Raw genomic sequence first — 19616 nt, forward strand, 5'->3', positions numbered from 1 at the left:
GAATGCAAAATGAAAAATCAATCGTTGACGCCCAGACAAATTGTATCCGAGCTGGATAAGTATATTGTCGGACAAAAGCAGGCTAAAAAATCTGTGGCTGTTGCTTTGCGCAACCGATATCGTCGTAGCAAGCTGCCGGATGATGTCCGGGATGAGATTGTGCCTAAAAATATTCTGATGATTGGGCCGACAGGTGTAGGTAAAACGGAGATTGCTCGTAGACTTGCACGGCTCGTGGGAGCTCCTTTTGTCAAGATTGAAGCGACCAAATTTACAGAAGTGGGCTACGTCGGTCGTGATGTGGAGTCCATGGTACGTGATCTGATGGAAACCTCCATACGCATCGTTAAGGCGGAACGAACAGAAAATGTGAAGGACAAAGCAGAGGATATGGCCAATGAACGGATTGTCAATATCCTCGTACCTGCCGAGAAGTCCAACAAATCGCAGCGTAATCCCTTTGAAATGCTGTTCGGTAACAACCCGGGAACTTCAGTTGAAGAAGAATCACCACAACAGGATGCTTCCTTGGCAGAAAAACGACGTAAGGTTAAATTCGATCTGCTATCCGGTAAGCTTGAGGATGAGGTCATAGAGATTGATGTGGAGGATACCGCACCCAATATGCTCGATATGTTTGCCGGGCAAGGAAATGAACAAATGGGTATGAATATGCAAGAGATGTTCGGAAGCTTTCTACCCAAGCGAACTAAAAAACGCAAGTTATCCGTGAAGGAAGCCCGTAAGGTTCTGATTCAGGATGAGGCCGCCAAGCTGATCGACATGGATGATGTGATCCAGGAGTCCGTGAAACGTGCTGAACAGTCCGGTATTATTTTCATTGATGAAATAGATAAGATTGCGAGTCAGGGCAAGGGTAGTGGACCCGACGTTTCGAGAGAGGGCGTCCAGCGTGACATTTTGCCTATTGTCGAGGGATCTACCATTATGACTAAATACGGTCCGGTAAGAACGGATTACATTCTGTTTATTGCAGCTGGGGCCTTTCATGTCGCCAAGCCATCTGACCTCATTCCTGAGCTTCAAGGCCGTTTTCCTATCCGTGTCGAGCTGAGCAGCTTGACCCTGGATGAGTTTGTGTCGATATTGACAGAGCCTAAAAATGCGCTGACTAAGCAATATACGGATCTGCTCCGTACTGAAGAGATCGAGGTTGAATTTTCAACGGATGCGATCCGCGAGATTGCAAGCATTGCCGAGTCCGTAAATCGGAACACGGAAAATATCGGAGCACGCCGCCTGCATACCATTTTAGAAAAGCTGCTGGAGGATCTATCCTTCGAAGCTCCTGAGCTTACATTGGATCGTATGATTATTACTCCCGAATATGTACGTGAGAAGCTGGGTGATATTGCCCAAAACAGGGACCTTAGTCAGTATATTTTATGAGTTATGTTTCTAAAAATAGGGTGCGGGGTCCAGAATAACACTATCTTGCACCGTTATATAGACCTAGATGAAAGTCAAGTTGATGATTTATCTGTCTATTCCAAAAGTAGGACGTGTAATCTTTTACAGGTGTAAAGTGCTAAAAAAACGTCCATTTCCATGAAAAAAACCTGAAAAATTTAACATTTTATGCATCTAAAGCCCTCTTTTTTAAAAAAGATAGGGCTTTTTTCTTATTGTAATTAGGTCTCAACTCTACGAAACTTAGAATATATGACAGAAAGCAATTATTTTCTACTTAAGACCTAAGAGAAATGTATAATTATGAAATTTAATTGTCGAAAAAAAGTAAAAAATCTTGTTTTATTGAATCTTACTTTGGAGTAGACGTTGGAAGGGAGGAGCTAAATGAATCTGCTAGGTGATGTGAGCTTCCAAAAGCTTCAGGCAGGTGTACAGGCGGCAAATACGAGACAACGTGTGATAGCCGACAACATTTCCAATGCGGATACCCCGTATTTCAAGCGTTCGGAGGTTTCATTTGAAGAACTGCTTCAGCAGCAAATGGACGGTAATGTAACACCACTGCATGGAAAGGTTACCAATGCAAGACATTTTCAAATAGGACCTGTGAACTCCATTCCGGATGCTGTGGTTACCAAAGATGGGTACTCAGTCATGAATAATAATATGAACAACGTAGATGTTGACAGAGAAATGAGTCTTATGGCTGAAAATCAACTGAGATATAATACCTACATCCAGGAAATTTCTGAACGTATCAAAATGATGAGAACAGCGGTGGAAGGGAGATAGGACTAGGTGAAGATTAACAACGGCTTTGATATTAGCGCATCTGCACTTACGGCCCAACGCCTGCGGATGGACGTTATATCAAGTAACATCGCCAACGCAGAGACAACTCGGGCCAAAGTGGAGAATGGACAAGCAATTCCATATCGGAGAAAAACGGTTGTTTTGGAGCCGAACCAATCTGGCTTTGCCGATGTTTTAAAGGCTCAAATGGAAGGAAACAGCACAGGTGCCGCCGGCGTTAAGGTTGCGCAGATTCAGGAAGATCAGTCACCTTTGAAGCCTGTGTACAATCCGGGTCACCCGGATGCTGATAAAGATGGCTATGTATATATGCCAAATGTAGACATTATGAAAGAAATGGTTGACATGATTTCCGCAACACGCTCGTACGAAGCCAATGTAACAGCTCTGAATGCATCAAAAGCGATGGTTTCCAAAGCGCTTGAAATCGGTCGCTAAGTTCCAGGACTACTAACTATTGAATAGGGAGAGTAAAGCATGATTCAGAACGCCATGTTTAATGTACAGACACCGGTAATACAGCAGATTCAATCGCCTAACAATGAGTTGACAAAAGCGACGCCTTCCGAATCCATAAAGGATTTTGGCTCCTTCCTAAAGGATGCTCTCAATGAAGTAGGGCAGCAGGAAGCCGCTACACACCAGATGTCCGACCAATTCATGGCAGGCAAAGTTGATGTGGATCAAGTCATGATCACTTCCCAGCAAGCGTTGCTTTCCCTGCAGCTTACTACACAGGTCCGAAACAAAGCGATTGAAGCCTATCAGGAGATCATGCGTACACAGATGTAAAGAGGGTCTAGCAAAGTTTCGGATGGGGTGACGGAGTGAACGAGAGAATCGCCCAATATCGGGATAGAATTACCGGATATTGGAATAATTTTAGCAAAAAACAGAAAATACTACTTGTTTCGACATTAGCATTCATCATTATTGCAATTGTAGTGCTAACGATGCAGTTTACCAAAACTGAGTATGAAGTGGCTTTCCGGGACTTAAATGCAAACGATGCGGCCGGAGTCATCAAATATCTCGATTCAGCGGGTATACCTTATCAGCTCAATGCTGGTGGGACGCAAATCTCAGTCCCGACCGCAAGTGCGGATAAAGCAAAGGTAGATGTTGGGTCTCAAGGCCTAATTCAAAAGGGTTCAATCGGCATGAGCGCTTTTGACCAGTCTTCCTCGGCAATTGGTATGACGGAAAACGAGTTCAATGTGAAGTATAACAACGCATTGAATGGCGAAGTACAGCAGCTGTTGGAACGGATGGATGGTGTCCAAAGCTCCAAAGTTGTCATTAATATGCCGAAGGAAAACATTTTTGCCGGACTTGAAGAGAAGGATAAAGCTTCTGCTTCAGTACAAATGGAATTCGAACCTGGCTTCACGCCAAATCAACAAGCTATTGATGGATACTTTAATCTGGTGAAAACGGCTGTGCCGAATTTGCCAGTGGAGAACATTACGATCACCAATAAGGAATATGAGTTGATTCCAACAGCCAAGGGCGGCCAAGGAGGACTCACTAGCGGTGTTCAGGAAAACATGGCTCTACAGAAGAAGTTTGAGAGCGATGTTAGGACTAATGTTCAACAATTTTTGTCGAAAATTGTTGGCGACGACAAGGTCAATGTACTGGTCATGTCCCAGTTGAATTTTGACAAAGTAACATCCAAGGAACAAATGGTCACCCCTGTTGACCAAGCGAAAATGAAGGGCATTGAAATCAGTGCTCAACAAATTCAGGAAAGCTATACGGGCAACAGTGGACAAACCGGAGGAGTTGCAGGAACTGGGACGCAGGATATTCCAGGCTACCCTGGGGGAGCCAATTCTGGAAACACCAGTTCAGATAAGAGCTCAAGTACAATTAACTATGAGGTTAACCGAATTGCCAGGGATATTATCCAAAGTCCGTACACTGTAAAAGATTTAACCATTAATGTAGCGGTTGAACCACCAACAGGGCAACAAACGTTGGATACTGCAACTCAGACAGCAATTCAAAATATTTTGGTTAATATTGTAAGAGCCTCGTTGGCGAATTCCGGTACTACCTTTACAGACGCTGATTTGGCCAAAAAGGTTTCAGTTTTTTCTCAACCTGTCCCGGCACCAGCGAGCACCAACACATTCTTCTCTGCTTCCAATCCGTGGGTTTGGGGCATCGGAGCTGCAGTCCTGGCATTGTTGGCGGGTGTAATCTTCCTGATCGTGCGTGGTCGTCGTAAGCAGGAAGAAGATCTGGAGGAAGATTTGGAACTCATGCCAACACCGACGGAGTTCCCGTCTATTACCATGGAAAGTGTGACAAGTGAAAGTCAAGTGCGTAAACAGCTTGAAAGTCTGGCGAAAAAGAAACCCGACGAATTCGTCAATCTGCTTCGTACATGGCTGGCTGACGAATAGAGGTGAGTTCATTGGCAAAGGCAAGCAGTCAAGGTTTAACGGGAAGACAGAAAGCGGCTATTCTTTTGATCACAATGGGGCCAGAAGTTTCTGCTCAAATATTCAAACATTTGCGTGATGAAGAGATCGAGCAGCTTACATTGGAAATTGCCAATGTGCGGAAGGTCGATGCCATTGAAAAAGACTCCATTATGGCCGAGTTTCATCAAATTTGCCTGGCTCAGGAGTACATTTCCCAAGGCGGTATCAATTACGCGAAAGAAATATTGGAAAAAGCACTCGGATCGCAAAAGGCGGTTGAAGTCATTAACCGTCTGACAGCCACATTACAGGTGAGACCATTTGATTTTGCCCGCAAGGCTGATCCGAACCAGATTTTGAATTTTATACAAAATGAAAATCCACAAACGATTGCTCTCGTGCTTTCGTACTTGCAATTCGAGCAGGCGGCGGCGATTCTGTCGTCTCTGCCACAGGAAAAGCAAGCAGATGTGGCCCGGCGTGTCGCTGTCATGGACAGCACGTCTCCGGAAGTCATTTCACAAGTGGAACGTGTGCTGGAGCAAAAGCTGTCGGCAACCGCGACGCAGGACTACACGAATGCAGGCGGTATCGAGTCCATCGTTCAGATTTTGAATGGTGTAGACCGAGGAACCGAACGTACTATTCTCGACTCGCTTGAGATTCAGGACCCTGAACTGGCCGAGGAAATCAAAAAGAGAATGTTTGTATTCGAGGATATTGTCAATGTGGACAACCGTTCCATTCAACGCATTATCCGCGATATCGACAACTCGGATTTGCAATTGGCGCTTAAAGTATCCAGTGAAGAAGTACGCGATGTGATTTTCCGAAATATGTCGAAACGTATGGCAGAGACCTTCAAAGAGGAAATGGAGTACATGGGACCGGTGCGGCTGCGTGATGTGGAAGAAGCACAAACACGTATCGTATCGACGATCCGCAGATTGGAAGAGGCCGGTGAGATTATAATCGCACGCGGCGGAGGAGATGACATCATTGTCTAACTTGATCAAATCTTTCCAATATGTGCCTGTAGAGGCTTTGAAAACGATTGACGTGGCACATACCTATGCGCCAGAAACGACGGATGACAAAATCACAATGGAATATATGGAGCCGGAGCCTCAAAGAGATCATGAGGCTGAACGGCTCCGGGATGAAATGCTGAATGATGCCAAAGATTTTGCCGAACGGCAGGTCCGTGAAGCGGCTGAAGAAGCGGAACGGATGCTTCAGGAAGCACAGCAGCAGATTGAAGACTGGTGGCAGGAACGGCGTGAGAATGACGATCAGTTAACCCAGTCGTTAAAAGCCGACGGATTCCAGCAAGGCTATGAAGAAGGTCAGAAGCTGGCTGAGGCCGAGCTCCAGACAAAATCGGAACAAATGATGGAAGAAGCACAGGAAATTCTGCGTCAGGCCTATGAGATTAAAGAGCAGCTGATTCAGGAAGCTGAGCCGTTTTTGGTCGAATTGAGTAGTGCTATTGCTGAAAAGGTCATTGAAAAGCAGCTTAGTCTTGCGCCTGAATATACGATTGAGCTAATTCGCAAAAATTTGGCCCGCAAGCGGGAAAAAGGAACAATCACGTTATGTGTGTCGCCTCAGCATTTCGCATTTGTGCAAGGCGCGCGCGAAGAACTGTCGCTAACTGTTGATTCGCAGGCAGAACTACAAATTATTCCTGATGGTACTGTGAAAGATCGTGGTTGTGTCATCCGCTCTTCCTTTGGAAGCGTGGATGCACGGATTGATACGCAATTAGCGGAGATCAAAAAAGAACTGCTGCGTCTGGCACATGAGGATGAGGAGCGAAGACATGAAGGGGCTTAATGCGCAGCGCTACATGGATCATTTGCGACAGCTGGACCCGGTTCGGGTAAACGGCAAGGTTACACAGGTTATCGGTTTGATGGTGGAATCAGAAGGTCCAGACGCCAGCATCGGGGATGTTTGTTACATTTATCCGGGTAAAACAGCCAAGCCGCTGCAAGCGGAGGTTGTGGGCTTCAGAGACAATAAGGTGCTTCTGATGCCACTGGGAGAACTGCAATCCATAGGTCCGGGTTGTGATGTTGTAGGGACTGGGAAACCACTCAACGTGCAGGTAGGATCAGAGCTGCTAGGCAAAGTGCTGGACGGATTGGGTCAGCCCTTGGATGGTTCGTTGATTCCCTCGAGAATGGCGAGATATTCGACCTTTAATATTCCTTCCAATCCGCTAAATCGTCCGCGTGTGCAGGAACCGATCAGTATCGGAGTACGGGCTATTGATGGATTGTTAACCATTGGAAAAGGACAACGGGTTGGTATTTTTGCAGGATCTGGTGTAGGAAAGAGTACCCTCATGGGAATGATTGCACGTAATACGGAAGCCGATGTCAACGTAATTGCGCTGATCGGAGAACGTGGACGCGAGGTACTGGACTTTATCGAACGGGACTTGGGCCCAGAGGGACTCGAACGTTCTGTAGTCATTGTGGCCACTTCCGACCAACCTGCGCTGATTCGAATTAAGGGTGCGCTCATTGCGACGACGATTGCAGAGTACTTTCGGGATCGAGGGTTGAACGTCATGCTGATGATGGACTCCGTTACCCGGTATGCCATGGCTCAGCGTGAAGTAGGACTGGCCATAGGGGAGCCTCCGGCAATGAGAGGATACACTCCTTCCGTATTTGCCAGTCTGCCAAAGCTGTTGGAACGTGCAGGAACGGGACCTACTGGCTCTATAACCGCCTTCTATACAGTGCTGGTCGATGGTGACGACATGAACGAGCCTATTGCGGATGCTGTGCGCGGGATTTTGGATGGTCACATTGTATTGAACCGGGGGATTGCGAACAAAGGGCATTTTCCCGCAATTGATGTGTTAGCGAGCATTAGTCGGGTCATGAAGGACATTTCGCCGCGTGATCAGATCGAAGCTGCCGAAAACATCAAGCGTTTGATGGCCATTTACAAGGATTCGGAGGACCTGATCAATATCGGGGCCTATCAGCAGGGTTCAAATGCAGAAATTGACGAATCCTTGGAGCGCATACGGGATATATGGGATTTTACAAGACAAAGAACAGATGAAAAGACTGAGCTGGATGAGGTACGAGAACGTTTGATTTCTGAATTTACGAGGAGATGAAGGTTGAACGATGAGATTTCAGTATTCCTTTCAGAAAGTTGTAGACTTGAAAACGAATGAAAAGTCACAGGCCGAATGGATGCTTTCCAATGCTGTTGGACAATTGCAGGCTGAAGAGCAGACATTATTACAGCTTGTAGGCGAAAGGAATCGGGTCATATCAGCCATTCTAAAGGCTGCCGAGGAATGTGCGCCACTCTCTACCATTCAGGAATTACAAGCTTATGTTAATCATCTGGACCAATGTATTACACGAAAGCATAAGGACGTTCAATATGCGCAGCAAAATGTGCAAAGCAAACAAACCGTTTTGACCGATAAAATGCTGGATGAACAGGTTTGGCTGAAAGCAAGAGAGAAGGCCAACGTGAAATTCCAACAGGAAATGCTCCTGCGCGAGCAGAACGAGCTGGATGAAATGGCTTCCGTGCGATTTGCCATGAAAGCCCGGTAAGCGGAAAGTCATAGGAATACGCATATCAGCTGCCTGAGGAGGAAGACGATGGCACAGAAGTTAGCAGAAAATGAACTTGATATGGATTTAGAAAAAGAATCAGGCGGGGGATTTGAACGGTTTATGTTTTTCCTGATCCCGATTGTTTTCACAATCGTTCTGGTCGGGGTCCTGCTTACACTGTTCAATATGGATTTCAGAAGCGAAATGATTTCATTGGGGAACAAGATACCAATTGTAAAAAATTGGCTCCCTGAATCGAAAGATAAGGCTACTCAGACGAAAGAGGCAGATCAGAAGGCCCAGTCTGAAAGCTCTGAAGCAACCATTCAGCAGTTAAAGGCAGATTTGGCCAAACAGACGGAGGAGCTTAAAAAGGCTTCTGCTGCCAAAACGGCCCAGGATAAAAAGGTTTCAGAACTGCAGAATCAAGTCAATACGATTCAAACGCAACAATCACAACAGACACAACAGTCGCAAACCGGTCAGCAGGGACAGACAGGTGCGCAAGCCACAGGCACTACTTCTAGCGGAACAGCGAATGAAGATCCATATGTAAAGCAGGCGAAGGATCTCGCTTCCATGTATGAAGGAATGACGGCAAGCAAGGCGGCACCGATTATGGAAAACCTGACTACGGAAGAAACTGTACAACTATTAAGCTACATGGATCCTGCAAACAGTGCGAAAATCCTGCAAAAGATGGATGCCAAAAAGGCAGCTGATATTACCATGGCACTGAAAAATGTAACGCCATCTACGGATTTGTCAGTAGCTGCGTTGCAGTCGCGTCTGAAAAAGGATCAAGGTAGCACAGCAGGGACGACAAGTAAAAGTTTGCAAAGCACGAAAATTGGCAGCACATTTGCTTCCATGGATAAGAAAAGCGGTGCTGAACTTATTTTACAAACTTACAAAATTAGTCCGGACAAGGCATTAAACATATTAAATACAGTAGATGATTCAACACGTGCTTCTTTACTGCAAAATATGTCTGCCAAGGATGCGGGCCAAACTGCAAAAATTTTGAACAAGCTGATGGGTAGCAAGTAATGTAAATGAAGGGAGGTGAAAAATAAATGACCCTTATTTCTCAAAGCGTATCTCTTGGTTCCAGTCAGACAGTGGGTAGCACGACGTCAGCATCAACAACGAATACAGCAGCAGCTGGAGCGACAAACGGTGCTTTTAATCAAACACTTACGCAAATGATGACAGGCGGGCAAACGGGCTCAGCTGGGGCAGATGCTAACGGTTCCCCGTTAGTTATGGTACTTCCACTTATTGCAGCTGGAGAATCAGCGGAAGCTCCAACCGCACCACTGGTCGAAACATTGGCTCCTTTGCTTCAAAATCTTGACAAGCTGGATGAACAGATAGCTGCTGATCCTGCTCTGCTTGCAGCTCTGCAATCGTGGATTCAGCAAGTCCAACAGTTTTTGCAAGGTAGCGGAACAAATCAACAGACAGTTGGTGGAGAAACGACAGAGCCAACAGGCTTAACGGCTTTGGCAGCTAATCCGGCTACACTTCAATTTGCATTGCAGGATGCTTTGTCACAGCTTGCTAATGTAGCTGAGCAGGCCTCGGGAGAACAAAAATCCCAGGTGTCACAGCTGCTACAATCGCTTCAAAGTGTGACGGCGGGTACGGGAACTATTACCGATGAGCAGTGGAATGGTGTAATGAAGGCTGTGGAACTTGCTGATGGTGGAGATTCACAAACGGCTCAACCTTCTGCAAATCGGGCTAATGGTACTCAGACATTAACAGCAGCTTCTACAGACAAACAGGTTGTTGCTCCTAAGCAACAAGCGAGTCAAGGTGGAACAAGCCAACAAGGCTCGGAAGGACAACGTGCATCAACTAATCTTCATGTTCAATCTGCAGCTAAAACGACAGCAACGGATGAAGCTGGTACATTCGTAGACGCAACTGAGCAAGCGGATCCGGCAGCAACTGACAATCAAACTCCAATGATCACGACTGCAGGACAGCTTTCGGTACAGACACAAGGAACAACACCTTCGGCTCCGGCTCAACCCGTGGTACATGTACGGCAATTTGCCAAGGAAATGACTGAATTTGTAGTGCAGAAGCTTGATATTGTAAAGCATTCCGGCATGACGGAAGCGACGATCATGCTTCGTCCAGATCATCTCGGTCAGCTGGAAGTTAAGCTGACGATGCAGAATGGGCATCTGGTTGCCCAATTCATGACCGAGCATAGCGGAGCAAAAGATTTGCTGGAGCAGCAAATGTCACAGCTACGTGCCAGCTTGCAAAGCCAAGGCATTCAGGTGGATAAGGTGGAAGTAACACATAATGAATCACTTTCCTCCCATATGTATCAGGATGGCCGCGGCTCTGGTGCTAATCAACAACAGCAATCCAACCAGCGTTCCAAGGCTCAAAGCAGAGAAGAGAACGAGGATGCTATGAAGGTAGCCGAAATGGCAGAAGAGCTGCGCAACTGGACAGCAGAACAACGTGCAGATGACGTGAATCGGACAGGTTCCTTTACAGCACAAGCGTAATGATGGAGGTGAGAACACAGGTGACGATTACAGACAGCAATGTATCCACCAGTAACGTTTGGCCGAATTACAATGTGAATAATGTCAAGACAGCAAGTGCCAAGGATACCAAAACGATGGGGAAGGATCAATTTTTGAAAATTTTGATCACCCAGCTGCAAAATCAGGACCCGATGCAGCCTTTGGAGGATAAAGAATTTATCGCTCAAATGGCCCAGTTTTCTTCGGTGGAACAACTGATGAACATTTCTACGCAGTTGAATGCATTGGGACAGTCTTTAGGCACAGCTTCCGGATTGATAGGGAAGGAAGTTAGCTGGATTGAAGCAGGTAAAAAAAATCCCCTGACGGGTGAAACTGCGGCAAGTGCGACGAAAAGTGGAATCGTAGATTCCATCGTTATTCGCGACGGTGTGCAGTATGCCAAAATGGGAGCGTCCGAGGTAGCATTAAAAGATGTTACATCGGTAAGCCAGGCCAACTCGACGGCTCCGGCAACAGAAACGTCAGATACTACACCTTCTTCCTCTACTGGAAGCGGTGAGAACTCATGAATGACAGGATAACGGTTGGGCGTCTTTTTCCCGCCAATGTTCCTCCGGTAGCAATCCCGCAGAACCGAGCCAATTCAGTGTCGAAGGATGCCAAACCATTCGATCAGGTGCTGCAGGAACAGGTGCTCAAGCTGAGCAACCATGCAGCCAAGCGGCTGGAGCAGCGAGGAATAGAGCTGAGAAGTGACCAGATGGCAAAGATTAACTCCGCTGTCGATAAAGCAGCTGCCAAAGGTGCTAAGGAATCATTAATTTTGATGCAGGATATGGCTTTGATTGTAAGTGTACCCAATCGAACAGTTGTTACCGCGATGGATAAGCAATCCATGGAGAATAACGTATTTACGCAAATAGACAGTGCTGTAATTATTTCATAGAAATTGTATACGATGTGGCTGGCCCGAACAGGAAAGCCATGAAAAAGCCGCGGATCGACTGATGCGGTTAACCAAGCAGCCAAACAGAGGAGGATTTATACTCAATGTTGAGATCAATGTATTCAGGTGTATCGGGCATGAAGGGCTTTCAAACGAAGCTGGACGTTATCGGCAACAACATTGCAAACGTAAATACTACAGGCTTTAAGTCCAGCCGGGTGATGTTCAAAGACATTTTGAGCCAAACAAGCTCGGGAGCAAGCGCACCGGACGGTACGACAACTGCTGGGCAAAATGCCAAGCAGGTTGGACTGGGGGTATCCGTCAGCTCGATCGATACATTACATCTTGCAGGAAGTGCAATGACCACTAATAATCCGACAGATTTACGAATTAACGGTGACGGATTTTTCCTGGTCAAAATGAATGATGCACAGGACATTCCTTATCTGACTCGCGCAGGTGATTTTCATGTAGATGCGAACCGAAATCTGGTTACTTCTGATGGATTTTTCGTAGTGGATTCAGGCGGAACTCCAATCACGCTCGCAGACAATGTTACTTCGTTCTCTATCTCGCAGGACGGCACGATTGTACAGCAATTGGATGATGGTACGACGGATAGCAATACCAAAATCGGTGTAGCCAGAGTCACCAACCCGGAAGGTTTGGAGAAAATCGGCGGGAGCTTGTATCGCACTACAGTAAACTCCAACATTGATGCCATTGAGCCTGGAGAAGCGAACGCTAATGGCCTGGGAGCTATCATCGCAGGTCAGTTGGAAATGTCCAACGTTGACCTGACTGGCGAATTTACCGAAATGATCGTAGCGCAGCGTGGCTTCCAGGCGAACTCGCGTATCATTACGACTTCGGATGAAGTGCTTCAGGAAGTTGTAAACTTGAAACGATAATCTCATTTAAACGCGGAGGAGTAGAGGCTCCTCCGCACCTATCAGGAGGTTGGTGTTACGATGATCCCGTTAACGCGGCTGAACGGCTCGCCTATGTGGCTTAATGCGCTGCTCATTGAGACTGTGGAGGAAACGCCGGATACATACGTCACTTTGGTGACGGGGAAACGGTTGATTGTATTGGAAAAAGCGGCAGATGTCGTCTCCTTAATCAAGGGTTACAGCCGTGAAATCGGCATCCATGCCGCCACGATAAAAGTGCAACAAATGGAGGAAGACGAATGAAGAAGATGCTGCCATGGCTCATTACAATTTTACTCGCGATTACTTTGATTGCAGGCGCGGCCTTTGTACTTGTACCAGCGCTTAGCGGGAAGAAGTCGGAAGTCACTCCGAATGCGCAAGCTGCTCAAGCAGAACAGCTTCCAAGATTGTCAGCAGATGAACTGGTGGAAGTGAGTTCTGAAATTACCGGCATCAAAACAAATTTAGCGGACGCCGATTACATTGTACAGATGAATCTTTCTTTCCAATTGAACGATGCCAAAGCAAAAGAAGCTTTTGAAAAAATCAAAGACATTAGTATCAAGCCGATTGTTATTCAATTACTTGCAGACACCAAACCTGATGAGCTCAGAACGGCTAAAGGCCGTAGCCAATTCAGTGACAGGCTGACGGATCTCATCAACAAGTCGCTCCCTGAAGGTCACCTGGGGAACGCCAAAATTACAGACTTTTTGCTGGCATCCATTTGATTCCAGGTGAACTTGTCAGGACACGTAAGGGGGTGAATAACATTGGTGGATGTACTGTCACAAGGGGAAATTGATGCCCTTTTAGCAGCTCTTTCGTCCGGTGAAATGGATGCGGAAGAACTTAAAAAGGAAGATACCCAGAAGAAAGTTCGCGCTTATGATTTTAAAAGAGCGCTTCGTTTTTCCAAGGATCATATTCGGAGTCTGACGCGGATACACGAAAATTTTGCGCGGTATCTGACCACTTATTTTTCAGCACAGCTCCGTACATTTGTCCAAATTAATGTCGTTCAGGTGGAGCAGCTTCCATATGATGAATTCATTCGCTCCATTCCGAAAATGACTATTCTGAACATTTTTGAAGCTGAACCGCTGGAAGGCCGAATGGTGCTTGAGGTTCACCCGAATGTAGCTTATGCCATGCTGGACAGGCTTCTCGGAGGAACAGGCTCGGCGCCGTCCAAGGTTAGCGCGTTGACGGAAATCGAGACGACAATCATGGAGCGGATTTTCAGTCGTACCTTTGACAGCCTGCAAGAGGCTTGGAAAACGGTACTGGACATTGAACCGCGTCTGGAGGCGATGGAAACCAACCCGCAGTTTATGCAGATTGTTTCGCCGAATGAAACGATTGCTCTCATTTCGCTCAGCACCAAAATTGGTGATACCACGGGGATGATTAACCTCTGTATCCCGCACGTGGTATTGGAGCCCATTATGGCCAGACTGTCCACGCACCAGTGGTTTACATCCGAAAAGAAATCAAGGGCGCCTGAAGAGATTGACGCCTTGAGATTACGGGTCACCAAAGCAGAGCTTCCTATTATTGCTGAGTTAGGTGAATCCCGGATAAATGTGGCTGAGTTTCTTGGCCTTTCGGTAGGGGATGTCATTTCATTGAACAAACCTGTTAAGGAAGGACTGTCCATCCGGATAGGCGAGAAATTGAAGTTTATGGGAAGTCCCGGCATGGTAAGAGATCGTGTTGCCGTACAAATTGATGAAATTGTCAACGAAGGAGTTGAAGAAATTGACGAGTAAAGACTATTTGTCCCAGGAGGAAATTGATGCCTTGCTGAAACAGTCTGAAGCGGGGACGGATTCTACTCCCGCAAGCAAGACCGTTGACGATTTTCTGACTCCTCTGGAGCAGGATGCTCTTGGGGAAATCGGTAATATAACGTTCGGCAGCGCAGCGACGGCTCTTTCCACACTGCTCGGTCAAAAGGTGGACATTACGACACCAAAGGTTTCAATTATTACCCGTTCTGAATTTGAAACGGCATTTCCAAAGCCGCACGTAGCAGTACATGTGAATTACGTCGATGGATTTGAAGGTATTAACTCGCTCGTAATCAAGAAGCGCGATGCGCAGGTTATTGCGGACTTGATGCTTGGTGGAGAAGGAAACCCGGCAGATGAAGAATTAAACGAAATTCATATCAGTGCCGTACAGGAAGCGATGAACCAGATGATGGGCTCGTCAGCAACCTCGATGTCTACCATGTTTAACCGTTTTGTGAATATATCTCCACCGGGGATTGATATTTTAGACCCCATGCATGGAGATGGAGTATCCAGCTTGCCAGATGAAGAGACGCTTATTACAGTATCCTTCCGTTTATTGATTGGGGAACTTATTGACTCTACACTGATGCAGCTGTTACCTGTAAACTTCGCCAAAAAGATGGTAAGCATCCTGATGAATGGCGGAGAGGACGACGAGCAGCCGCAAGTTCCAGCAGAGCAGGTAGCTGCAGCAGCGGCTGCAGAAGTGCCGCAACAAGCCCAGGCTCCGCAGCAACCGCCAGCACCAACCTACCAGCAGCCGCCGACATATCCTCAAGACCCGGGATATGGACAGCCAGGGGCTCCAGGCTATGGATCACCGGGTTATGGAATGCCAGCTGGTGTACCGCCGCAAGCTCCTTATGGGACGCCTCATCATTACGGTGCAATACCGGGACGTAATGTAAATGTACAGCCTGTACAATTTTCTAACTTGCAGTCTGGTGCATTTGCGCAAGTGGATGAAAACAATTTAAATTTATTGATGGACATTCCCCTTAGAGTCACCGTAGAATTAGGAAGGACCCAAAAGCAAATTAAAGATATTCTGGAGCTCTCACAAGGTTCAATTATTGAACTGGACAAACTTGCCGGGGAGCCGGTCGACATCCTAGTTAACAACAAACTGATTGCTAAGGGCGAGGTTGTCGTAATCGACGAGAACTTTGGCGTGCGTGTAACAGATATTGTAAGCCAATGGGACCGTATTCAAAAATTACAATAATAGCATAATTTAGGGAGGATTTATTTCAGATGGCAAACCGTATTTTGATCGTGGACGATGCTGCATTTATGAGAATGATGATTCGGGACATCCTGTCCAAAAATGGATTTGAAGTAGTAGGAGAGGCCCAGGACGGATCACAGGCGATTGAGAAATTTAAGGAGCTTCGTCCGGACCTGATTACGATGGATATTACGATGCCCGAAATGGACGGCATTGCCGCTCTGAAGGAAATCAAACAAATTGACGCCAACGCAAAGGTTATTATGTGTTCTGCGATGGGACAGCAGGCGATGGTTATTGATGCTATTCAAGCTGGCGCAAAAGATTTTATCGTTAAGCCTTTCCAATCGGATCGGGTTATCGAAGCCATCAACAAAACACTGGGTGTCTAAGGCGCACCCGGTATGGATACAAAACAGGGTGCCTCTGACGCATTGAGTACATCCAGCAATATAGGCAACATCGCCTGGGTCCTTTTCGTGCTAATCTTGATCATCGTACTGATCGTGTACTTGATACGGTTTTTGAGTAAAAGAAATCAGAGCTGGTTCAGCAACCGCTCCGTTCGCATACTGGGAGGCGTGGGGCTGGGCCCCAATAAATCCCTTCAGCTTGTTGAAGTTGGTAGCAGTGTGTACCTCATTGGTGTAGGAGAGGATATCCGGCTTGTTGACAAAGTATCCGATCCTGAAGAAGTGGAGCAAATTTTGGCCGCACTGGAGCAGGAAGCTTCTCTGCAGCGCGGCCCAATTGCCCCGCTATTCGCTAAAATTGCGGATAAGCTTCGCCGGAACAACGCGGCACAGCAGCAATCTGAAGAAGAAACGTCGTTTCACGAGATGTTTGAATCCAAGCTTCGGCAGATGCCGAATCGCAAGGAAAAACTTGAAAAGCTGCGCAATGAGGAGAATACTACAGATCGGTCGGGAGATTCATGAGAAAAAAGATTATACTAGCATGTTTGCTGCTTGTCTTGTTCAGCTTCATTTCGGTGACGGCGGCCTCTGCAGAACCGATTCCGAACATTGATATTCAAGTCGGCAATTCGGACAAAGGACAGCCCGGTGCCACCTCGCTGTCTATTATTTTACTTATAACAGTCATTAGTGTAGCGCCAGCGTTACTTGTGCTTATGACAAGTTTTACACGAATTGTGATTGTGCTTGGCTTTGTGCGAACCTCGCTGGGAACGCAGCAGATGCCGCCCAATCAGGTGCTTGTCGGTCTGGCTTTGTTTCTCACTTTATTCATCATGGCACCGACGTTCTCGGCGATGAACGAAACTGCGCTTCAGCCTTATCTCAAGGGAGATATAACACAGTCTCAGGCGCTGGACAAGGCATCGGTACCGATCAAGACTTTTATGTTCTCTCATACACGTGAGAAGGATCTACTGCTTTTTATGAAATACACCAAGATGGAAAAACCAAAAAATTATCAGGAAATTCCATTAACGGTAATGGTTCCGGCTTATGCAATCAGTGAGTTGAAAACGGCATTTCAAATGGGCTTTATGATTTTTATACCATTTTTAGTTATAGACATTGTAGTGTCGAGTACACTCATGGCTATGGGGATGATGATGCTGCCACCGGTAATGATTTCACTTCCTTTTAAAATACTGCTGTTTGTGCTTGTAGATGGTTGGTATTTGGTCGTCAAATCATTGCTTCTAAGTTTTAACACATGAATATTTCCTGCAAGGACAGCAATCAAGGAGGACGGCAATGACTTCGGAGTTTATTATTTCCCTGGCTGGACAAGCGGTGTACATTGTACTCAAGGTGAGCGCTCCGATGCTGATTTTGGGGCTAGTCGTGGGTTTGATTATCAGCATTTTTCAGGCGACAACCCAAATTCAGGAGCAGACACTGGCCTTTGTTCCGAAGATTGTCGCCGTATTGCTGGCGTTGCTTTTGTTCGGACCCTGGATATTGACCACATTAGTGGACTTTACGTATAACATTCTGGACAATTTGTACAAATATATAGGTTAGGCTGAAAGCTATGAACATAGTGTTACAGAGTTTTCCTGTTTTTTTGCTGATTTTTTGTCGGATTGCCTCGTTTTTTGTAGTAGCGCCTATCTTTTCAACCCGAGGAGTACCTAATATCTTTAAAGTTGGAATTTCAGGCTTTTTGGCTTTGATTGTGTATCTTACCTACGGTACACATCAACAGGTACCGACCGATGTAGCGTATGTACTGTTAGTAGGTCGTGAAGTGCTGATTGGGTTGCTGTTGGGGTTTACTGCATATTTGTTCATAACAGCGATCCAGACCGCAGGTTCATTTATTGATCTACAGGTGGGTTTCGGGATGGCCAGCGTGTTTGATCCCATGACAGGGGCTTCAACGCCTTTAACGGGGAATTTCAAGTTTGCCATCGCTGTATTGTTCTTTTTAAGTATAAATGGGCACCATCATCTGTTAAATGCAATCTTATATAGCTATGATTGGGTACCGCTGACAAATGATTTTTTTGTGAAGCTGTATGGTGGCAGTGTAACAGAATTCCTGGTACGTTCCTTTGCGGAATCATTTTTGCTAGCCTTCCAAATTGCTGCCCCCATTGTAGTAGCGACCTTTCTAACGGATGTGGGACTCGGCTTTTTAGCAAAAACAGCCCCTCAGTTTAACATTTTCGTCATTGGTGTACCGCTTAAAATTATTGTGGGGTTGTTCATGTTATTGCTTCTCATGCCAAGTTTTGCTTTTATTTTCGAAAAATTGTTTTCTGTGATGTTCGAATCCATGCGCAACTTGTTGGATATTATGGGCAACCGTCCTTAATATCTGGTTTGGAGGAACGTAGTTTGTCATTTAAATATGCTATGAACCTGCAGCTGTTCTCAGGGGAAAAAACGGAAAAAGCTACACCCAAAAAGAAGCAAGATGCAAGACAGAAAGGCCAGGTTGCCAAAAGCATGGAGTTGCCCGCCTCTGGCGTCCTGCTGATTACGTTTCTTTGCCTTATGATTTTTGGCGGGTATTTTAAGGATCATGCGGTCCGCTTGTTTCGGGATATATTTATGAATCGCCTCACTATGGAGGTAACGCCAAACACAACGCTGCTGATGATGGGTGAGTATGGCGTGCAAATCATCATTATGCTGGCACCAATTTTTATTGGGGCGATTGTCATCGGGATAGCGGCGAATTACATGCAGATCGGTTTTTTATTAACCGGAGAGGGCATCACGCCCAAGTTTAGCAAGATTGATCCGATTAAAGGCTTCAAAAACATTTTTTCCATGAGATCATTGGTTGAATTCCTTAAATCTGTTCTAAAGATGACCGTCATTGGTTATCTGGTGTACAGCGTACTTTGGAAAACAAAGGCCGATCTCCCCAAGCTGGCTGAAATGTCAGGCGATCAAATGTTGAGTTTTACAGCTTCACTAACGATGGAACTGGGGCTCAAAATTGGTGTGGTGCTGTTCATTTTAGCGGTATTGGATTATATGTATCAACGCTTTGAACATGAGAAAAATCTGAGGATGTCCAAACAGGACATCAAGGATGAGTACAAGAAGATGGAGGGTGACCCGCTGATCAAAGGGAAAATCCGCGAACGGCAGCGCCGTATGGCCATGCAGCGTATGATGCAGGAGGTTCCCAATGCAGATGTCATCATCACCAACCCTACGCACTTTGCTGTGGCTTTGAAATATGACGGTTCGGAGATGGAAGCCCCTCAGATTATTGCGAAAGGGCAAGATTACGTAGCACTCCGAATTAAGGAAATTGCCAAGCAAAACGGCGTTATAACGATGGAAAACAAGCCGCTGGCGCGGGCGCTGTTTCAAAGGGCTGAAATCGGAGATGCGATACCAGCTGATCTGTTTCAGGCCGTTGCCGAAGTGCTGGCGTATGTATATAAATTAAAAGGAAAAGTGAAATAAAGG

The 19616-nt window shown here is 46.2% G+C and carries 24 protein-coding genes; all 24 read left to right on the forward strand.

The features are described 5' to 3' along the window. The first annotated feature begins 9 nt into the window (after positions 1–9). The 24 genes from hslU (at position 10) to flhB (ending at position 19613) form a co-directional block, all read left to right on the forward strand. Positions 10–1410 (forward strand): ATP-dependent protease ATPase subunit HslU, encoded by a 1401-nt coding sequence (hslU, locus tag GCU48_RS20930; RefSeq protein WP_025718468.1) that lies wholly within the window; start codon positions 10–12, stop codon positions 1408–1410. Between the two features lie 408 nt (positions 1411–1818). Continuing rightward, positions 1819–2226, forward strand: a complete 408-nt coding sequence (gene flgB, locus GCU48_RS20935) for a flagellar basal body rod protein FlgB (RefSeq protein WP_152381333.1) — start codon at positions 1819–1821, stop codon at positions 2224–2226. A 6-nt stretch (positions 2227–2232) separates the two neighbouring features. Beyond that, positions 2233–2685, forward strand: a complete 453-nt coding sequence (flgC, locus tag GCU48_RS20940) for a flagellar basal body rod protein FlgC (RefSeq protein ID WP_152381334.1) — start codon at positions 2233–2235, stop codon at positions 2683–2685. A 39-nt stretch (positions 2686–2724) separates the two neighbouring features. Further along, positions 2725–3039 (forward strand): flagellar hook-basal body complex protein FliE, encoded by a 315-nt coding sequence (fliE, locus tag GCU48_RS20945; RefSeq protein ID WP_025718474.1) that lies wholly within the window; start codon positions 2725–2727, stop codon positions 3037–3039. A gap of 35 nt (positions 3040–3074) precedes the next feature. After that, complete coding sequence (gene fliF / locus GCU48_RS20950) at positions 3075–4658, forward strand: flagellar basal-body MS-ring/collar protein FliF (protein WP_152381335.1); 1584 nt, start codon at positions 3075–3077, stop codon at positions 4656–4658. 74 nt (positions 4659–4732) lie between these two features. Then, positions 4733–5686, forward strand: coding sequence for a flagellar motor switch protein FliG (fliG, locus tag GCU48_RS20955; protein WP_425280877.1), 954 nt, complete (start codon positions 4733–4735; stop codon positions 5684–5686). Continuing rightward, the gene (locus GCU48_RS20960) at positions 5679–6515 is read left to right on the forward strand and encodes a FliH/SctL family protein (protein ID WP_152381336.1); all 837 of its coding nucleotides are present in this window, start codon (positions 5679–5681) and stop codon (positions 6513–6515) included. Before fliG ends, GCU48_RS20960 begins: the two co-directional genes overlap by 8 nt. Next, a complete protein-coding gene (gene fliI / locus GCU48_RS20965; protein WP_152381337.1) occupies positions 6502–7821 on the forward strand; it encodes a flagellar protein export ATPase FliI in 1320 nt (439 codons plus the stop codon). Before GCU48_RS20960 ends, fliI begins: the two co-directional genes overlap by 14 nt. A 10-nt stretch (positions 7822–7831) precedes the next feature. After that, positions 7832–8275, forward strand: coding sequence for a flagellar export protein FliJ (gene fliJ, locus GCU48_RS20970; protein WP_025718480.1), 444 nt, complete (start codon positions 7832–7834; stop codon positions 8273–8275). Positions 8276–8323: 48 nt separating this feature from the next. Beyond that, positions 8324–9328 carry a MotE family protein gene (locus GCU48_RS20975; RefSeq protein WP_152381338.1) on the forward strand — a complete coding sequence of 335 codons (1005 nt, stop codon included), beginning with the start codon at positions 8324–8326 and terminating at the stop codon, positions 9326–9328. A 26-nt stretch (positions 9329–9354) separates the two neighbouring features. Further along, positions 9355–10812, forward strand: a complete 1458-nt coding sequence (locus tag GCU48_RS20980; protein ID WP_152381339.1) for a flagellar hook-length control protein FliK — start codon at positions 9355–9357, stop codon at positions 10810–10812. Positions 10813–10832: 20 nt separating this feature from the next. Next, positions 10833–11366: a flagellar hook capping FlgD N-terminal domain-containing protein gene (locus GCU48_RS20985; protein WP_025718483.1), complete on the forward strand. Its 534-nt coding sequence runs from the start codon at positions 10833–10835 to the stop codon at positions 11364–11366. Beyond that, positions 11363–11743: a TIGR02530 family flagellar biosynthesis protein gene (locus GCU48_RS20990; protein WP_025718484.1), complete on the forward strand. Its 381-nt coding sequence runs from the start codon at positions 11363–11365 to the stop codon at positions 11741–11743. Before GCU48_RS20985 ends, GCU48_RS20990 begins: the two co-directional genes overlap by 4 nt. Positions 11744–11847: 104 nt before the next feature. Continuing rightward, the gene (gene flgG / locus GCU48_RS20995; protein ID WP_152381340.1) at positions 11848–12657 is read left to right on the forward strand and encodes a flagellar basal body rod protein FlgG; all 810 of its coding nucleotides are present in this window, start codon (positions 11848–11850) and stop codon (positions 12655–12657) included. Between the two features lie 60 nt (positions 12658–12717). Continuing rightward, entirely contained in the window at positions 12718–12942 is a 225-nt protein-coding gene (locus GCU48_RS21000) for a flagellar FlbD family protein (RefSeq protein ID WP_014281086.1), read from the forward strand. Continuing rightward, positions 12939–13412, forward strand: a complete 474-nt coding sequence (locus tag GCU48_RS21005; RefSeq protein ID WP_025718486.1) for a flagellar basal body-associated FliL family protein — start codon at positions 12939–12941, stop codon at positions 13410–13412. The genes GCU48_RS21000 and GCU48_RS21005 overlap by 4 nt, the downstream gene beginning before the upstream one ends. 42 nt (positions 13413–13454) lie before the next feature. Next, on the forward strand, positions 13455–14453 hold the full coding sequence (fliM, locus tag GCU48_RS21010; RefSeq protein ID WP_152381341.1) for a flagellar motor switch protein FliM: 999 nt from the start codon (positions 13455–13457) through the stop codon (positions 14451–14453). Beyond that, positions 14443–15705: a flagellar motor switch phosphatase FliY gene (gene fliY, locus GCU48_RS21015; RefSeq protein WP_152381342.1), complete on the forward strand. Its 1263-nt coding sequence runs from the start codon at positions 14443–14445 to the stop codon at positions 15703–15705. The genes fliM and fliY overlap by 11 nt, the downstream gene beginning before the upstream one ends. Before the next feature lie 29 nt (positions 15706–15734). After that, a complete protein-coding gene (locus GCU48_RS21020) occupies positions 15735–16100 on the forward strand; it encodes a response regulator (RefSeq protein ID WP_010346372.1) in 366 nt (121 codons plus the stop codon). 12 nt (positions 16101–16112) lie between these two features. Beyond that, positions 16113–16646, forward strand: coding sequence for a flagellar biosynthetic protein FliO (locus tag GCU48_RS21025; RefSeq protein ID WP_025719811.1), 534 nt, complete (start codon positions 16113–16115; stop codon positions 16644–16646). After that, positions 16643–17398, forward strand: coding sequence for a flagellar type III secretion system pore protein FliP (gene fliP / locus GCU48_RS21030; protein ID WP_025719813.1), 756 nt, complete (start codon positions 16643–16645; stop codon positions 17396–17398). Before GCU48_RS21025 ends, fliP begins: the two co-directional genes overlap by 4 nt. Before the next feature lie 37 nt (positions 17399–17435). Further along, positions 17436–17705, forward strand: coding sequence for a flagellar biosynthesis protein FliQ (gene fliQ, locus GCU48_RS21035; protein ID WP_007430038.1), 270 nt, complete (start codon positions 17436–17438; stop codon positions 17703–17705). A 10-nt stretch (positions 17706–17715) separates the two neighbouring features. Further along, positions 17716–18501: a flagellar biosynthetic protein FliR gene (gene fliR / locus GCU48_RS21040; RefSeq protein WP_025719815.1), complete on the forward strand. Its 786-nt coding sequence runs from the start codon at positions 17716–17718 to the stop codon at positions 18499–18501. Next, positions 18501–19613, forward strand: coding sequence for a flagellar biosynthesis protein FlhB (gene flhB / locus GCU48_RS21045; protein ID WP_152381343.1), 1113 nt, complete (start codon positions 18501–18503; stop codon positions 19611–19613). Before fliR ends, flhB begins: the two co-directional genes overlap by 1 nt. Positions 19614–19616: the final 3 nt, after the last annotated feature.

This window comes from Paenibacillus brasilensis (assembly GCF_009363115.1).
GTDB classification, from domain to species: Bacteria; Bacillota; Bacilli; order Paenibacillales; family Paenibacillaceae; genus Paenibacillus; species Paenibacillus brasilensis.

Bases quoted from the DNA above. Each gene is read 5' to 3' on its own strand.
- hslU (WP_025718468.1), top strand. From the start codon at position 10: ATGAAAAATCAATCGTTGACGCCCAGACAAATTGTATCCGAGCTGGAT.
- flgB (WP_152381333.1), top strand. From the start codon at position 1,819: ATGAATCTGCTAGGTGATGTGAGCTTCCAAAAGCTTCAGGCAGGTGTA.
- fliE (WP_025718474.1), top strand. From the start codon at position 2,725: ATGATTCAGAACGCCATGTTTAATGTACAGACACCGGTAATACAGCAG.
- fliG (WP_425280877.1), top strand. From the start codon at position 4,733: ATGGGGCCAGAAGTTTCTGCTCAAATATTCAAACATTTGCGTGATGAA.
- fliI (WP_152381337.1), top strand. From the start codon at position 6,502: ATGAAGGGGCTTAATGCGCAGCGCTACATGGATCATTTGCGACAGCTG.
- fliJ (WP_025718480.1), top strand. From the start codon at position 7,832: ATGAGATTTCAGTATTCCTTTCAGAAAGTTGTAGACTTGAAAACGAAT.
- GCU48_RS20975 (WP_152381338.1), top strand. From the start codon at position 8,324: ATGGCACAGAAGTTAGCAGAAAATGAACTTGATATGGATTTAGAAAAA.
- GCU48_RS20980 (WP_152381339.1), top strand. From the start codon at position 9,355: ATGACCCTTATTTCTCAAAGCGTATCTCTTGGTTCCAGTCAGACAGTG.
- GCU48_RS20990 (WP_025718484.1), top strand. From the start codon at position 11,363: ATGAATGACAGGATAACGGTTGGGCGTCTTTTTCCCGCCAATGTTCCT.
- flgG (WP_152381340.1), top strand. From the start codon at position 11,848: ATGTTGAGATCAATGTATTCAGGTGTATCGGGCATGAAGGGCTTTCAA.
- GCU48_RS21000 (WP_014281086.1), top strand. From the start codon at position 12,718: ATGATCCCGTTAACGCGGCTGAACGGCTCGCCTATGTGGCTTAATGCG.
- GCU48_RS21005 (WP_025718486.1), top strand. From the start codon at position 12,939: ATGAAGAAGATGCTGCCATGGCTCATTACAATTTTACTCGCGATTACT.
- GCU48_RS21020 (WP_010346372.1), top strand. From the start codon at position 15,735: ATGGCAAACCGTATTTTGATCGTGGACGATGCTGCATTTATGAGAATG.
- GCU48_RS21025 (WP_025719811.1), top strand. From the start codon at position 16,113: ATGGATACAAAACAGGGTGCCTCTGACGCATTGAGTACATCCAGCAAT.
- fliP (WP_025719813.1), top strand. From the start codon at position 16,643: ATGAGAAAAAAGATTATACTAGCATGTTTGCTGCTTGTCTTGTTCAGC.
- fliQ (WP_007430038.1), top strand. From the start codon at position 17,436: ATGACTTCGGAGTTTATTATTTCCCTGGCTGGACAAGCGGTGTACATT.
- fliR (WP_025719815.1), top strand. From the start codon at position 17,716: ATGAACATAGTGTTACAGAGTTTTCCTGTTTTTTTGCTGATTTTTTGT.